Below are 14459 nucleotides of genomic sequence, written 5' to 3' on the forward strand. Positions count from 1 at the left end.
CCGCCAGCAGTATCCCGGAGCCGCATGTCCACGTTCACGACCGACCGTCCGCCGCCGGCGCCGCCGCTGCCCGCGGACGGTGCCGCCCGTGCCATCCTGCCGCCGAGCCTTGCCGCTGCACTGAGCGGCTGTGGCGGCGGCGGCGGCGCCGAGATGGCCGTGCCGCCCCCGCCCGCGTCGCCACCGCCGCCACCGCCGCCGGCGGCCGCCGCCCTCAGCGATGCCGACGCCGCCCGCCTGCTGACCCAGGCCGGCTTTGCCGCCAGCGATGCCGGCATCGCGGCGGTCAAGGCCAAGGGCTATGCGGCCTGGCTGGACGAGCAGTTCGCCATCGCGCCGGGCATCTCCAACTACGACTGGATGATTTCCAAGGGCTATGGTGCGGCCGAGTACCGCGGCAGCACGTCCGGCATCGACAACGCCCTGTGGCGATCCTGGCTGTCCGCGCCCGATGCGCTGCGCCAGCGGGTGACCCTGGCGCTGTCGGAAATCTTCGTCGTCTCGATCGACAATGTGCCCGTCGCCTGGAGCTCGTTGACCGTCGCCGCCTATGTCGATCTGCTGGCCGAGCATGCCTTCGGCAGCTTCCGCGAACTGCTGGGCGCGGTGACCCTGTCTAACGCGATGGGCGTCTTCCTCAGCATGCGCGGCAACCAGAAGGAGGACGCCAAGACCGGCCGCATGCCGGACGAGAACTATGCGCGCGAGGTGATGCAGCTGTTCACCATCGGCCTGTACGAGCTGAACCCGGACGGCAGCCCGCGGCTGGACGAGGCCGGCAAGCCGCGCGAGACCTACACGCCGGCGACGATCAGCGAGCTGGCCCGCGTGTTCACCGGCTGGGAGCTGGCCGACACGGCCGGCACCGATCCGGCCGCCGTGCGCCGGCCCATGGTCCATCTGAGCGGGCGCTTCTCGGCCGGCGCCAAGAAGGCGCTGGACGTGGACATCCCGGCCTCGGCCGACGGTCCGACCGCGCTGCGGCTGGCGCTGGACGCGTTGGCCGCGCATCCCAACGTCGGCCCCTTCATCGGCCGCCAGCTGATCCAGCGCCTGGTCTGCTCGCAACCGAGCCCCGCCTATGTGCAGCGGGTGGCGGCGGTGTTCGACAACAACGGCGCTGGCCGGCGCGGCGATCTGCGTGCGGTGATCCGCGCGATCCTGCTCGACGCGGAGGCGCGCCAGCCGGCTGCCTCGCCCTCGAGCGGGCGCCTGCGCGAGCCCATGCTGCGCTTCATCCAATGGGCGCGCAGCTTCGGCGTAAGCTCGGCCAGCGGGCTGTGGAGCGTCGGCGACACCTCCAACCCGGCCACGCGCCTGGGCCAGAGCCCGCTGCGCAGCCCCTCGGCCTTCAATTTCTTCCGCCCCGGCTATGTGCCGCCGAACTCGACCCTGGGCGAACACCGCGTGACGGCGCCCGAGTTCCAGCTCTGCAACGAAAGCTCGGTGGCCGGCTATCTGAACTTCATGCAGACGGTGATCGCCGGCGAGTTCGCCGAGCTGCGGCCCGATTACACGGCCGAGCTGGCGCTGGCCGGCGATGCGACGGCCCTGGTCGAGCGCGTCGCGCTGCTGCTGGCCGGCGGTGACCTGCAGCCGGCGACCCGCTCGACGATCGCCGCCGCCGTGGCGCAGATCCGCGCCGACACCGAGGCCGGCCGCGCCAGCCGCGTCCATGCGACGCTGCTGCTGGTGATGGCCAGTCCCGACTACCAGGTGCAGAAATAGCACCGGGCGGGCAGGGCGATGCATATCGGCCGTCTGAAGCAGCTGCAAAGGCGCGAATTCCTGCGCCGCGCCTCGGCGCTGGGCCTGGCCGGCGCGGCCGCGCCCTGGGCGCTGCAGCTGGCGGCGATCGGCGAGGCGGCCGCCGCGAGCAGCGTCGCGGGCGGCGACTACAAGGCCCTGGTCTGCGTCTTCCTCTACGGCGGCAACGACCACGACAACAGCGTCGTGCCCTATGACGAGGCCGGCTACCGCGCCTATGCGGCGGCGCGCTCCTCGCTGGCCATCCCGCGCGAGCAGCTGCAGCCGCTGAATGCCGCGCTGAACGACGGCCGCCAGCTGGCGCTGGCGCCGCCGCTGGCGCGCCTGCAGCCGCTGTTCGAGGCCGGCGATCTGGGCGTGCTGCTGAATGTCGGTCCCCTGGTGCAGCCGACCACGCTGGCACAGTTCCGCGCGAAGAGCGTGCCGCTGCCGCCCAAGCTGTTCTCGCACAACGACCAGCAAAGCGTCTGGCAGGCCAGCAGCCCCGAGGGGGCGACCTCCGGCTGGGGCGGGCGCATCGGCGACCAGTTCCTCGCCGCCAACGGCTCGGCCAGCTTCGGTTGCATCAATGTGGCCGGCAATGCGGTCTTCATGTCCGGCCAGCAGGCGGTGCAGTACCAGGTCTCCAGCGGCGGCGCGGTGGCCATCAATGGGCTGGCGCGGCCTCTGTACGGCTCGCAGGCCTGCTCCACGGCGCTGCGCGGCCTGATCACCGCCGAGCGCGAGCATTGGATGGAGCGCGAGCTGAACCGCGTCACCGCCCGCTCGGTGGCGGCCCAGGCGACGGTGGCGGCCGCGCTGGCCGGCGCGCCGGCGCTGCGCACGCCGTTCCCGGCCGGCAACAGCCTGGCCGCGCAGCTGCAGATGGTGGCGCGGCTGATCGGCGGCCGCGCCGGTCTGGGCGTCAGCCGCCAGGTCTTCTTCGTCTCGCTGGCCGGCTTCGATCTGCACGACTTCCTGTCCACCCAGCATCCGAGGCTGCTGGGCCTGCTGGCCGAGGCGCTGGCGGCCTTCCAGGCGGCGATGGTCGAGCTGGGCGTGGCCGATCGCGTCTGCGCCTTCACCGCCTCCGACTTCGGCCGCACCTTGAGCAGCAATGGCAACGGCAGCGACCATGGCTGGGGCAGCCATCACTTCATTGTCGGCGGCGGCATCGCCGGCGGCCGCTTCTGGGGCCGCGCGCCGGCCGTCGGCGTCAACGGCAGCGACGATGTGGGCCAGGGTCGGCTCTTGCCGACGACCTCGGTCGACCAGCTGGCCGCCACCCTGGCCGGCTGGATGAGCGTGGCGGCCAGCGAGCTGCCGGCGCTGCTGCCGCAGATCGGCAATTACGAGGCGCGCGACCTGGGCTTCTTCGGCTGACGGGGCTCTTATCATCCGGCGCATGACCGCCGCCCCTGTCCGCCTCGTCCGCCTTGTCCGCCCCGCCGTTCTTGCCGCCGCGCTTGCCCAGCTGCTGATCGCGGCCGGCCCGGCGCGGGCGCAAGAAGCCGCGGCCGGCATCGCGATGCCCGAGGCCGCGACCGGCCAGCAGGCCAAGCCCGGCTGGGCCACCCGGCACTTCGCCGTCGCCGCCGCCAATCCGCTGGCGGTCGAGGCCGGCTACCGCATCCTCAAGGCCGGCGGCAATGCGCTCGATGCCGCGATCGCGGTGCAGATGGTGCTGGCCCTGGTCGAGCCGCAGTCCAGCGGCCTGGGGGGCGGCGCCTTTCTGATGCTGTGGGACGGCAAGGCGGTGCAGGCCTGGGACGGGCGCGAGACGGCGCCGATGGCGGCGACGCCGCAGCTGTTCCTGCGCCCCGATGGCAAGCCGATGACGGTCGGCCAGGCGGTCGTCGGCGGGCTCTCGGTGGCGACGCCGGGCCTGGTCGCGATGCTGGCGGCCGCCCATCGCGAGCAGGGCAAGCTGCCATGGCCGCGGCTGCTCGAGCCGGCGATCGAGCTGGCCGAGCAGGGCTTCAGGATCAGCCCGCGGCTGCACCAGCTGCTGTCGGGCGAGGAGGCGCTGAAGCGCGATCCGCAGGCCGGGCCGCTGTACTACGACGAACAGGGCCGGCCGCGGCCGGTCGGCCATCTGCTGAAGAACCCGGCGCTGGCGGCGGTGCTGCGTGCGATCGCCGAGCGCGGCGCCGACGGTTTCTATGCCGGCCCGGTCGCTGCCGACATCGCCCGGCGGGTGCGCGGCCATGCGCGGCCGGGGCCGCTGACCGAGGCCGATCTGGCCGCCTACCGGCCGCGCCGGCGCGAGCCGCTGTGTGCCGACTGGCTGGAGCGCTGGCGCGTCTGCGGCTTCCCGCCGCCGTCCTCGGGCCAGCTGACCCTGATGCAGATCCTGAAGACGCTGGAGGCGCGCGGCCAGGCGCCGGCCGCGCCCCTGGTCGAGGGCAAGCCGTCCATCGCCTGGCTGCATCTGTACACCGAGGCCTCGCGGCTGGCCTTCGCCGACCGCGCGCAATACGTGGCCGACCCGGACTTCGTCGCCGCGCCGGCCGGCGACTGGAAGAGCCTGCTCGACGCCGCCTATCTGAAGCAGCGCGCCGCGCTGATCGGCGCGCAGAGCATGAAGGCGGCCAGCGCCGGCCAGCCGGCCAAGGCGCTGATCAGCCATGCGCCGCAGGCCGCGCAGCCGGAGTACGGCACCAGCCACATCAGCATCGTCGATGCCGAGGGCCGCGCGGTGGCGATGACCAGCAGCATCGAGGCCGGCTTCGGCTCGCGCATCATGAGCGACGGCGGCACGGGTCTGGCCGGCGGTTTTCTGCTGAACAACGAGATGACCGATTTCTCGCTGGCGCCCAGCGGCGCGGATGGCAAACCGGTCGCGAACCGGGTCGAGCCGGGCAAGCGGCCGCGCTCCAGCATGAGCCCGACCCTGGTCTTCGATCGCCGCGACGGGCGTCTGGCGATGAGTGTCGGCGCGCCGGGCGGGCCGGCCATCATCCATTACGTCGCCAAGACCCTGATCGGCTCGCTGGCCTGGGGCATGAATCTGCAGCAGGCGGTCGACCTGCCGAACTTCGGCAGCTTCAATGGCCCGACGGTGCTGGAGCAGGGCGGCTTCGGCCCGGCGACGATCGCCGGCCTGCGCGCGCTGGGCCATGAGGTGCTCGAGTACGAACTGGTCAGCGGCCTGCACGCCATCCAGCGCACGCCCGGCGGCTGGTTCGGCGCGGCCGACCCGCGCCGCGAGGGCATCGTCAAGGGCGACTGAGGCGCGCGGCGCTCAGCCGCGCTTCAGCGCGACGAGGCTGGCCAGCGCGATCGCGCCATAGAGCAGGCCGCTCCAGATCTCGTAGGGCAGGCCCAGCAGCCGGTAGGCGGCCGCCTCGGCACAGGAGGCGGTCACCATGAAGACCGAGGGCAGCAACTCCTCCAGGTTCAGCGCCGTCAAGGTCCGGTCGGCGAAGGTCATCACGCAGCTTTCCATCTGCGCGGCGACCTGGTGCTGGAACACCGCCGCGGCGATGCCGGCCAGCGCCAGCGCCAGCACGCCCAGCAGGGCGATGCCGCGCGCCGGCTTGTTCGCGCTCAGCAGCCAGCCGAGGCCGGCCACGGCGGCAATCAGCAGGAACACGCCACGCTGCAGCACGCACCAGGGGCAGGGCTTGACGCCGAAGCCATGCTGCGCGGCCAGCGCGAAGCCGACCGCGGCCAGGCAGGCGATGGCGATGCCGGCCAGCACGCGGGCCGGCAGCTTGGGGGCGGCGATGGACATCGGGGGCTCAGTCCTGCACTTCGACGATCGCCTCGATCTCGACGCAGGCGCCCAGCGGGATCTGCGCGACGCCGAAGGCGCTGCGCGCATGGGCGCCCTTGTCGGCGCCGAAGACCTCGCCGAACAGCTCGGACGCGCCATTGGTCACCAGATGCTGCTCGGTGAAGTCGGGCGTGCTGTTGACCAGGCTCATCAGCTTGACCACGCGCGTGATCTTGCCGAGGTCGCCGGTGGCGGCGTGCAGGGTGCCCAGCAAGTCGATCGCGATCGCGCGCGCGGCGGCGCGGCCGGTGGCGGTGTCGGTGTCGCGGCCCAGCTGGCCGACCCATGGCTTGCCGTCCTTCTTGGCGATATGACCGGAGACGAAGATCAGATTGCCTGTGCGGACGAAGGGCACATAGGCAGCGGCCGGCACGGCCAGCGGCGGCAACTCGATGCCCAGGCTCTTCAGACGTTCGTAGACGGGACTGCTGCTCATGGTGTAGGGGCTCGTGCTTGAAATCGCTAGGATCGGATGGCGCGCATCGTACACCGGCGCGTTCGGGGAGGCGGAGCTTGTCCAGCACTGCGCGGGCGCTGCACGGGGCCTTGCCGGCCATGGCCTGGCTGCTGGGCCTGGCCGCGCTGCAGCAATGCGCGCGCCTGCCCCAGGGGCGCGAATTCGCCGCGCTGCTGCTGGGCCTCATTGCCTGCCTGTTGCTCGCCCGGCGCGGCCGCGCGCTGCTGTGGCTGTCGATCGCGGCGGCGCTGCTGGCCTTCACCCAGGGCGCCTGGCGGGCCGAGCAGCGCCTGGCCCGCGCGCTGCCCGAGGCCTGGGAGGGGCGCGACCTGCTGCTGCGCGGCCGCATCGCCTCGCTGCCGACGGCGGTCCTCGGTCAGGCCGGCGCGCCGGGCTGGCGCTTCGAGTTCGAGCTGGAGTCGGCGCGGGCCGGCCCCTCGCCGCAAGACCCGGCCCTGGCGTTGCCGCCGCGCCTGCTGCTGTCGGTCTACGGCCAGCCGGGCGAGGCAGCGCCCGCGCTGGGCGCCGGCGAGCGCTGGCAATGGCTGGCGCGGCTCAAGCGCCCGCATGGCCTGATGAATCCGCATGGCTTCGACTACGAGCTGTGGCTGTTCGAGCAGGAGCTGCGCGCGACCGGCGTGGTGCGGCCGCCGGCGATGCGTCGGCTGGAGGCCGCGCCCTGGTGGTCGCTGGACGCGGCGCGCCAGCGCCTGCGCGAGGCGCTGCAGCGGCGCATTGCCGAGCCGGCCGACGCCGGCGTGCTGGCGGCGCTGAGCCTGGGCGACCAGGCGGCGATCGCGCGCGCCGACTGGGCCCTGTTCCGCGACACGGGCGTCGCGCATCTCTTAAGCGTCAGCGGCCTGCATGTGACCATGTTCGCCTGGGCGGCCCAGGGCCTGGTCGGCTGGCTGTGGCGGCGCAGCGCGCGCGGGTGCCAGGTCCTGCCCGCGCCCCGGGTCGCGCTCTGGGCCGGCGTGCTGGCGGCGCTGGCCTATGCCCTGTTTTCCGGCTGGGGCGTGCCGGCGCAGCGCACCGTCTGGATGTTGGCCAGCCTGGCCCTGCTGCGCTCGCTGGGCCTGCGCTGGCCCTGGCCGCTGTGCCTGCTGCTGTCCGCCGTCCTGGTCACGGCAATCGATCCCTGGGCGATCGCGCAAGCCGGTTTCTGGCTGTCCTTTGCCGCGGTGGGCCTCTTGATGGCCAGCGGCGGCCGGCGCACGGGTTCGAGCCTGCGCGATGTGCTTTGCGAGGGCCTGCGCGGCCAATGGGTGGCGACCCTGGGCCTGGCGCCGCTGAGCCTCTTGTTCTTCCAGCAGATCTCGCTGCTGGGTCTGCTGGCCAATCTGCTGGCGATCCCGCTGGTCAGCTTCGTCATCACGCCGCTGGCGCTGGCCGGCGCGCTGATGCCGCTGCTGTGGGACCTGGCCGAGCTGTGCCTGCGCGGCCTGATGGCCTATCTGCGCGCGCTGGCCGGCACCGGCTGGGCGGTCTGGACCCTGCCGGTGGCGCCGCTGTGGGCGCAGGCGGCCGGGCTGGCCGGCGGGGCGCTGCTGGTGCTGCCGCTGCCCTGGCGGCTGCGCCTGTGCGGTCTCGCGCTGCTGCTGCCCCTGCTGTGGCCGGCACCGCCGCGGCCGCGCGTCGGCGAGTTCGAGCTGCTGGCCGCCGATGTGGGCCAGGGCACGGCCGTGCTGCTGCGCACGGCCGGGCACGCGCTGCTCTACGACGCCGGCCCGCAGTACGCGCCCGGCATCGACGCCGGCCAGCGCGTGCTGCTGCCGCTGCTGCGTGCGCTCGGCGTCGCGCGGCTCGATCTGCTGCTCTTGAGCCATCGCGACAGCGACCATGTCGGCGGCGCCGCCTCGCTGCTGGCCGGCCTGCCGGCGGCGGCCCTGCTCGGTTCGCTGGAGGACGGCCATCCGCTGCTGGCCGGCGGCCCGCCGGCGCGGCGCTGCGAGGCCGGCCAGCGCTGGGACTGGGACGGCGTGCGCTTCGAACTGCTGCATCCGCTGGCGGCGGACTATGCGGCCGGGCCGAAGAGCAATGCGCTGTCCTGCGTGCTGCGCGTCGTCGATGCCGCCGGCCATGCCGCGCTGCTGACCGGCGATATCGAGGCGGCGCAGGAACAGGCGCTGCTGCGCCGCGCCGCCGAGGCCGGGGCGCTGCGCAGCGATGGGCTGCTGGTGCCGCACCATGGCAGCAAGACCTCGTCCAGCGAGGCGCTGCTGGCGGCGGTGGCGCCGCGCTGGGCGCTGGCGCAGGCTGGCTATCGCAACCGCTTCGGTCATCCGGCGCTGCCGGTGCTGGCGCGCTACCAGGCACAGGGCATCGCGGTGTTGACCTCGCCCGATTGCGGCGCGCTGCGCTGGGCGAGCGGCGAGGGCCAGCCGCAATGCCAGCGCCAGCTCGGCGCGCGCTACTGGCATCGGCCGGGGGGCGCGAACGCGGCGATGAGCGAGGCCGGACCCTGGCCCGAGGCCGGCTATGCGGCACCGTGAACTGTGCACGCTGGGGTTCACCCGCCCCCCCGGAAAAGCCCCCCCGACGAGGGGCGGTCGGGCCGGTGATATCTCACTGCCGCGCTTGCGGCCGGCGTGCCCGCCGTGCGCCCGACTGCTTCAATTCCGATCGGTATCCGCGTCATGTCGATCGGACCAAAGCAGCACGGAATGCGAGCCATGAGAGTCAACGAACCCGTCACCCAGCGCGAGTACGAGTTTCCCGATAACGCGACGCTGATGTCGACGACCGACGCGCAAAGCCATATCAGCTATGCGAACGCGGCCTTCATCGAGGTCAGCGGCTTCAGCCGCGAGGAGGTACAGGGTCAGCCGCACAATCTGGTGCGACACCCGGACATGCCGCGTGAGGCCTTCGCCGATATGTGGGCGACGCTAAAGGGCGGCGAGCCCTGGACGGCCCTGGTCAAGAACCGCCGCAAGAATGGCGACCACTACTGGGTGCGCGCCAATGCGACGCCGGTCGTGCGCAATGGCCGCACGAGCGGCTTTATGTCGGTGCGCACCAAGGCCTCGCGCGAGGAGATCGCCGCGGCCGAGAGCCTGTACCGCGACTTCCGCGAGGGCCGCGCCGGCAACCGCCGCTTCCACAAGGGTCTGATCGTGCGCGGCGGCCTCTGGGGCTGGACCTCGCTGCTGAAGACCATGTCGGTGCGGGCCCGCATCCGCTGGGCCCTGCTGCTGCCGGCGCTGGCGCTGGTCGGCGGCGCCTCGCTGCTGGGCCTGGGCGGCATGGCGCTCGGTGAACTGGCCGGCATGGCGCTGGCGGCCGCGGCCCTGTCCTGCTTCTTCCTGGAGACGCAGATCGCGCGGCCGCTGGAGCAGATGCGCGAGCAGGCGCTGCAGGTCGCCAGCGGCGCGAGTCGCCAGGCCCTGCAGATGGACCGGGTCGACGAGATCGGCATCACGATGCGCACGATCAACCAGCTGGGTCTGATGTTCCGCTGGCTGGTCGACGATGTCAGCCAGCAGGTGCTGACGGTGGAGACGGCCTCGAACGAAATCGCCCAGGGCACGAACGACCTCAGCTCGCGCACCGAGCAGGCGGCCGCCAGCGTGCAGCAGACGGCCTCGTCGATGGAAGAGATGACGGCGACGGTCAAGAACAATGCCGACACGGCCCAGCAGGCAAACCAGCTGTCCGGCGCGGCCAGCGATGCGGCGGCCCAGGGCGGTCACGCCGTCTCGCAGGTCGTGTCCACGATGCGCGACATCTCGGCCAGCTCGAAGAAGATCGCCGACATCATCGGCGTCATCGACGGCATCGCCTTCCAGACCAATATCCTGGCGCTGAACGCGGCCGTCGAAGCGGCACGCGCCGGCGAGCAGGGCCGCGGCTTCGCCGTCGTCGCGGCCGAGGTGCGCAGCCTGGCGCAGCGCAGCGCCGAGGCGGCCAAGGAGATCAAGAGCCTGATCGGCGCCAGCGTCGAGCGGGTCGAGGTGGGCGGCAAGCTGGTCGACGATGCGGGCCGCACGATGGAGGCGATCGTCGCCCAGGTGCGGCGCGTGTCGGATCTGATCGGCGAGATCAGCTCGGCCACGGTCGAGCAGAGCGCCGGCATCGGCCAGGTCGGTCAGTCGATCGCCCATCTGGACCAGATCACCCAGCAGAACGCCGCCCTGGTCGAGCAGAGCACGGCCGCCTCGCAGAGCCTGCAGCAGCAGGCCGCGCGTCTGGTCGAGGCGGTCAGCGTGTTCCGCTGATCGCGTTGGCGCGGCGCAGCGCCGCCAGCGTCTGGCCCATGTCGATGACGGCCATCGCGTAATAGCTGGACCAGTTGTAGCGCGTCAGCGCGTAGAAGTTCTCGGTGCCCAGCCAGTAGACCGGCGCGGCCTTGCCCATCTGCAGCTCGACGACGGCCAGCGGGCCGGCATGCTGCAGCGCCGCCTCGGAGGGCTGCGCGCCGGCCGCCTGCAGCTCGGCGATGCTGAACGTGGGCTTGATGTCGGGCGCCAGCAGCCGCGCGCGCGCGGCCGTGTCGGCCGGCAGGGCGACGCTGTAATGGGTCGGCATGCCGCGCTGCCAGCCATGTTCGGCCAGGTAATGGGCGACGCTGCCGATCGCGTCGGCCGGGCTGCCGGCCAGATCGACATGGCTGTCGCCATCGAAGTCGACCGCATAGCGGTTCCAGCTGCCGGGCATGAACTGCGGCAGGCCGATCGCGCCGGCATAGGAGCCCTTGACGGCAAAGGGGTCCAGGCCCTCGCGCCGCGTCAGCTTCAGGAACTCGGCCAGCTCGGTGCGGAAGAAGGCGCTGCGGTCGCTGCGGCCGCTTGGGAAATCGAAGGCCAGAGTGGCCAGCGCATCGATCACGCGAAAGCCGCCCGTGATCTGGCCGTAGAAGGTCTCGACGCCGATCAGGCCAGCGATCAGCTCGGCCGGCACGCCATAGCGCTGCTCGGCGCGTGCCAGCGCCGCCTCGTTGTCGGCCCAGAAGGCCAGGCCCGCCTGCAGCCGGCGCGGCTCGACGAAGCGGGCGCGGTAGGCGGCCCAATCCTTGGCCGTGCCAGCCGGCGGCGGCATGATCAGGCGCTGCACGACCGGCATCGATTGCGCCTGCGCCAGCTGGCCGCGTAGCAGCTGCGCATCCCAACCCTGTTCGGCGGCCAGCGCGTCGGCGAAGGCCATCAGCTCGGCGCGCTCGCCGAAGGGCTGCGGCGCCTTGTCGCGCGGGCTCGCGACCGGCTTCTTGGCCTTCTTGTGCTTGCCGCTGGAGACCGGCACGGTCTGGGCGGCGCTGGCGGGGCGGTCGACGCTGGCCAGGGCCAGGCCCAGCAGCAGGGGCAGGGGAAGCAGGAAACGGGAGGACATCAGGAGGGTATCGGTTCGCTTGGCTTGCTGCGCAGCATACGGCCTGCTGCGCGGAACTCGCGCAGCCAGCGCCGGCGCTGGCGCCAGCCTTCGCGGGTGGCGGCGGACGAGGGGGCCGCATAGCGCGCGCGCTCCAGCGCCAGCAGCAGGCCGGCGGCCGGCGCGGCAACCGCGCCATGACGCGCCTGCAGGCGGGCGGCCCAGCGGCTCGGCGCCTCGTGCGCGGCGGCGTCTATGCCCCAGGCGTGCAGCTCGCGCAGCAGGCGCTCGCGCTGGCGCGACCAGGCATCGTGCGGTCGCGACTGCCACAGCGTCCAGGCGCCGCCGGCCAGCGCCAGCAGCGCGATCACCGCCGCGCCGACCCGGCCCAGCGCCGCCCAGTCGGGCCGCTCGAAGCCCAGGCTTTGCAGCAGATCGAACTGGTTCTGGCGCGAGTAGTTCAGCACCAGTTGCTGCCAGCGGTTGTTCAGCGTCTCCCAGCCGCGGCGCAGCTGCGGCCACAGCGCCGGGCTCAGGCGCTCCAGCGCGCCGGCCGCCGGCCGCAGGGCCAGGCCTTGCTCGATGCGCTGCGGCGCGATCGCCGCGGTCGGGTCGGCGCGCTGCCAGCCGCGGCCCGGCACCCAGTATTCGGCCCAGGCGTGGGCATTGCTGTTGCGCACGATCCAGTAGCCATCCTGCGCTGCGGGGTCCAGGCCCTGGAAGCCGGTGACGATGCGCGCCGGCACGCCCATCGCGCGCAGCATGACGACGAAGGCGGCCGAGAAATGCTCGCAAAAGCCCAGCCGCCGGTCGAACCAGAACTCGTCGATCAGATGCGGACTGGTCTGGCCGTAGCGGCCCGGCGACAGCGTGTAGAGGAATTCGTTGGCGCGGATGTGCGCCAGCAGCGCCGCGGCCAGCGCCGGCGCCAGCCGCGTCTCGTCCAGGGCGGCGAAGCGTGGCTCGGCGCGCAGCGCGCGCGCCCAGGCCAGGCTGCGCGGATTGAAGCCGGCCGGCAGCTCCAGCCAGGGCCGCAACGCGGCCGGCCGCTGCTCGGCACCGGCCTGGTACTGCGCATAGGCCTCGGCGCGCAGCCGCAGCCGCTCGGTGATCGGCCGGGGGCTCTGCCATTGCAGCTCGGGCCCGCGCCGGAGCGTCAGCCCGTCCAGGCCAAGCTCGCTGCCGGGCGCGCCGGGGCTCATCTCCAGCAGCGGCAGCACGCCGATGCGTAGCGGCTCCATCGTCAGCTCATAGACCAGCGGCCGGCCCTGCGGCTGCAGGGTGTCGGCGCCGACGCTGCCCTCGACGCGCCAGCTGCGCCCGTCGAAGCGGCTCAGCACCGGGCCGCGGAAATAGCGCGCGTCCGGCGGCGGCGGCGCGCCGCGCAGATCGGCGCCGAAGCGCAGGCGCAGCGCGATCGCATCGTCGTTGGCGATCTCGGCCATGGCGCCGAAATCGAGCTGGTTGGACAGGCCGGTGCGACCCACCGCGTCGGCCGGCACGCCCCATAGCGGCGCGATGCGCGGGAACAGCAGGAACAGCAGCAGCATCACCGGCAGGCCGTACAAGGTGGTGCGCGCCGCATGGCGGGCGGCCAGGGCCAGGCTGGGCTGGCCGACCGGCATCTGCGCCAGCACGACGGCCGACAGCAGCGCCCAGACGGCAACCAGCATCCAGGCCGCCGTCAGCAGCGACTGCGAATAGAGGAACTGCGTCAGCACCAGGAAGAAGCCGAGGAAGAAGACGACGAAGGCATCGCGGCGCGCGCGCAGCTCCAAGGTCTTCAGCGCCAGCAGCATCACCAGCATGGTGATGCCGGCCTCGCGGCCCAGCAGGGTGCGGTGGGTCAGCCAGGTCAGGCTGCCGGCAACCAGCAGCACCAGCAGCAGCAGCGCGCGGCCGGGCAGCGGCTGCTGGCGCCAGGCCAGCAGGCCGCGCCAGAGCAGCACCAGCGCGGTGATCGCGCTGGCCCAGAGCGGCAGATGGCCGGCATGCGGCAGCACGATGGCGGCGATCGTCGCCAGCAGGAAGACAGTGTCGCGCGCGTCGCGGCTCAGCGGCTTCATCGCGCCGCTCCCGGGTGCAGCGCCAGCTGCTCCAGGCAGAGCTGGCGCTGCGCCGGCCCCAGCGCCGGCGGCCATTCGCCGGCCGGCAGGCGCAGGCCATAGGGTGCCTGCAGCTTCTCGGCCGCCAGCACCCAGGCGCTCAGCCGCGACAGCCGCGCCTCCTCGTCGCTGGCGATGCCATGGCCGCTGTCGCGCCAGTCCAGCCAGAGCGTGCGCGCGGCCGGCGCCTGCGTCTCGCGCACCGACAGCGGCGTGCCCTGCTGCAGGCTCAGCGCCGCCTTCTTCCACAGCACCAGGCGCATGGAGTCGCCGCGCCGGTAGTCGCGCACGCCCTCGAAGTCCTGCCCCTGCTGGCGCAGCGCGACGAGCGCCTCGCCGCGGCCGTCCTCGTCCGCGCGCTGGGGCGGGAAGGGCGGCGCCGGCGTCTCGGGCCGCGGATAGACCCAGACCTGGGCGGCCGGCCGCCAGATGCTCCAGGCGCGGAACAGACCGAGCGGAAAGCGGGTGACGATCTGCAGCGGCGGCAGCGTCTGCAGGCCGCGCGCGCCGGCCGGCAGGCGCAGCTGCAATTGCGCATGGCCGCGCGCCGGCACGTCGGTCCAGGCGATCTCGGCATCGGGGCTGCCTTGCGCATGCACGCCGATGCCGAAGCGCGCGCGGCCGCTGTTGTGCAGGCGCAGCTCCAGGCGCAACTCCTCGCCGGCGAACACGGCGCCCGGCGGCTTCAGGTCCAGGCTCAGCGCGCGCAGATTGCCGTGCGTGCTGTGCATCGAGGCCAGGCCCGCGCCGGCGAGCAGAAAGCTCAGCATATAGCCCAGGCTCAGCTGGTCGTTGATCGAGGCCAGCAGCAGCAGGGCCAATGTCAGGCAGAAGGCCAGGCCCGGCCGGCTGGGCAGGATGTAGACATTGTTCTGCCCCATCAGATGGGTGTCCCGGCGCGGATGACGCGCGTCCCACCAGGCGCGCCAGCGTTCTCGGGGAGTCACGGTTGTTTCCGGTGGCGTTTCGCGTGGGCCGTCCCGGCCCCGCCCGCTGCCGGGTTCAGCCGATCGGGTCGGCTGCGCCGACTACTCTCGGTGCTCGCAAACCGGCTCGCGGCGCGAACTCG

General features: G+C 72.9%; 10 protein-coding genes. 5 read left to right on the forward strand and 5 right to left on the reverse strand.

Annotated elements, in window-relative coordinates:
* Nucleotides 1-24: 24 nt before the first annotated feature.
* From QWJ38_RS08010 to ggt, 3 genes are read left to right on the forward strand one after another with little or no spacing between them, the layout of a single operon-like run.
* Nucleotides 25-1728 (forward strand): DUF1800 domain-containing protein, encoded by a 1704-nt coding sequence (locus QWJ38_RS08010; RefSeq protein WP_290358529.1) that lies wholly within the window; start codon nt 25-27, stop codon nt 1726-1728.
* Nucleotides 1729-1746: 18 nt separating this feature from the next.
* Nucleotides 1747-3129, forward strand: coding sequence for a DUF1501 domain-containing protein (locus QWJ38_RS08015; protein ID WP_290358530.1), 1383 nt, complete (start codon nt 1747-1749; stop codon nt 3127-3129).
* Nucleotides 3130-3151: 22 nt separating this feature from the next.
* Complete coding sequence (ggt, locus tag QWJ38_RS08020; RefSeq protein WP_290358531.1) at nt 3152-4978, forward strand: gamma-glutamyltransferase; 1827 nt, start codon at nt 3152-3154, stop codon at nt 4976-4978.
* Nucleotides 4979-4990: 12 nt separating this feature from the next.
* Here the strand turns inward: ggt and QWJ38_RS08025 are convergent, their stop codons facing one another.
* Nucleotides 4991-5482, reverse strand: a complete 492-nt coding sequence (locus QWJ38_RS08025; protein WP_290358532.1) for a disulfide bond formation protein B — start codon at nt 5480-5482, stop codon at nt 4991-4993.
* Between the two features lie 7 nt (nt 5483-5489).
* Complete coding sequence (locus QWJ38_RS08030; protein ID WP_290358533.1) at nt 5490-5960, reverse strand: RidA family protein; 471 nt, start codon at nt 5958-5960, stop codon at nt 5490-5492.
* A gap of 77 nt (nt 5961-6037) precedes the next feature.
* Between QWJ38_RS08030 and QWJ38_RS08035 the strand changes: the two genes are divergently transcribed.
* Together QWJ38_RS08035 and QWJ38_RS08040 are read left to right on the forward strand one after the other, a co-directional pair.
* On the forward strand, nt 6038-8473 hold the full coding sequence (locus QWJ38_RS08035) for a DNA internalization-related competence protein ComEC/Rec2 (RefSeq protein ID WP_290358534.1): 2436 nt from the start codon (nt 6038-6040) through the stop codon (nt 8471-8473).
* 180 nt (nt 8474-8653) lie between these two features.
* Nucleotides 8654-10198, forward strand: coding sequence for a methyl-accepting chemotaxis protein (locus QWJ38_RS08040; RefSeq protein ID WP_290358535.1), 1545 nt, complete (start codon nt 8654-8656; stop codon nt 10196-10198).
* On the opposite strand, the gene mltB is transcribed toward QWJ38_RS08040, so the two are convergent.
* Genes mltB through QWJ38_RS08055 form a run of 3 tightly spaced genes read right to left on the reverse strand, consistent with a single transcriptional unit; the run spans nt 10182 to nt 14337 of the window.
* Nucleotides 10182-11306: a lytic murein transglycosylase B gene (gene mltB, locus QWJ38_RS08045; protein ID WP_290358536.1), complete on the reverse strand. Its 1125-nt coding sequence runs from the start codon at nt 11304-11306 to the stop codon at nt 10182-10184. The genes QWJ38_RS08040 and mltB overlap by 17 nt on opposite strands.
* On the reverse strand, nt 11306-13351 hold the full coding sequence (locus QWJ38_RS08050) for a transglutaminase TgpA family protein (RefSeq protein WP_290358537.1): 2046 nt from the start codon (nt 13349-13351) through the stop codon (nt 11306-11308). Before QWJ38_RS08050 ends, mltB begins: the two co-directional genes overlap by 1 nt.
* Complete coding sequence (locus tag QWJ38_RS08055; protein WP_290358538.1) at nt 13348-14337, reverse strand: DUF58 domain-containing protein; 990 nt, start codon at nt 14335-14337, stop codon at nt 13348-13350. Before QWJ38_RS08055 ends, QWJ38_RS08050 begins: the two co-directional genes overlap by 4 nt.
* Nucleotides 14338-14459 lie beyond the last annotated feature (122 nt).

Source organism: Roseateles violae (assembly GCF_030410485.1).
GTDB classification, from domain to species: domain Bacteria; phylum Pseudomonadota; class Gammaproteobacteria; order Burkholderiales; family Burkholderiaceae_C; genus Roseateles_D; species Roseateles_D violae.

Coding starts and splice junctions, on each gene's coding strand:
- QWJ38_RS08010 (WP_290358529.1), top strand. CDS start 25: ATGTCCACGTTCACGACCGACCGTCCGCCGCCGGCGCCGCCGCTGCCC.
- QWJ38_RS08015 (WP_290358530.1), top strand. CDS start 1,747: ATGCATATCGGCCGTCTGAAGCAGCTGCAAAGGCGCGAATTCCTGCGC.
- ggt (WP_290358531.1), top strand. CDS start 3,152: ATGACCGCCGCCCCTGTCCGCCTCGTCCGCCTTGTCCGCCCCGCCGTT.
- QWJ38_RS08025 (WP_290358532.1), bottom strand. CDS start 5,482: ATGTCCATCGCCGCCCCCAAGCTGCCGGCCCGCGTGCTGGCCGGCATC.
- QWJ38_RS08030 (WP_290358533.1), bottom strand. CDS start 5,960: ATGAGCAGCAGTCCCGTCTACGAACGTCTGAAGAGCCTGGGCATCGAG.
- QWJ38_RS08040 (WP_290358535.1), top strand. CDS start 8,654: ATGAGAGTCAACGAACCCGTCACCCAGCGCGAGTACGAGTTTCCCGAT.
- mltB (WP_290358536.1), bottom strand. CDS start 11,306: ATGTCCTCCCGTTTCCTGCTTCCCCTGCCCCTGCTGCTGGGCCTGGCC.
- QWJ38_RS08050 (WP_290358537.1), bottom strand. CDS start 13,351: ATGAAGCCGCTGAGCCGCGACGCGCGCGACACTGTCTTCCTGCTGGCG.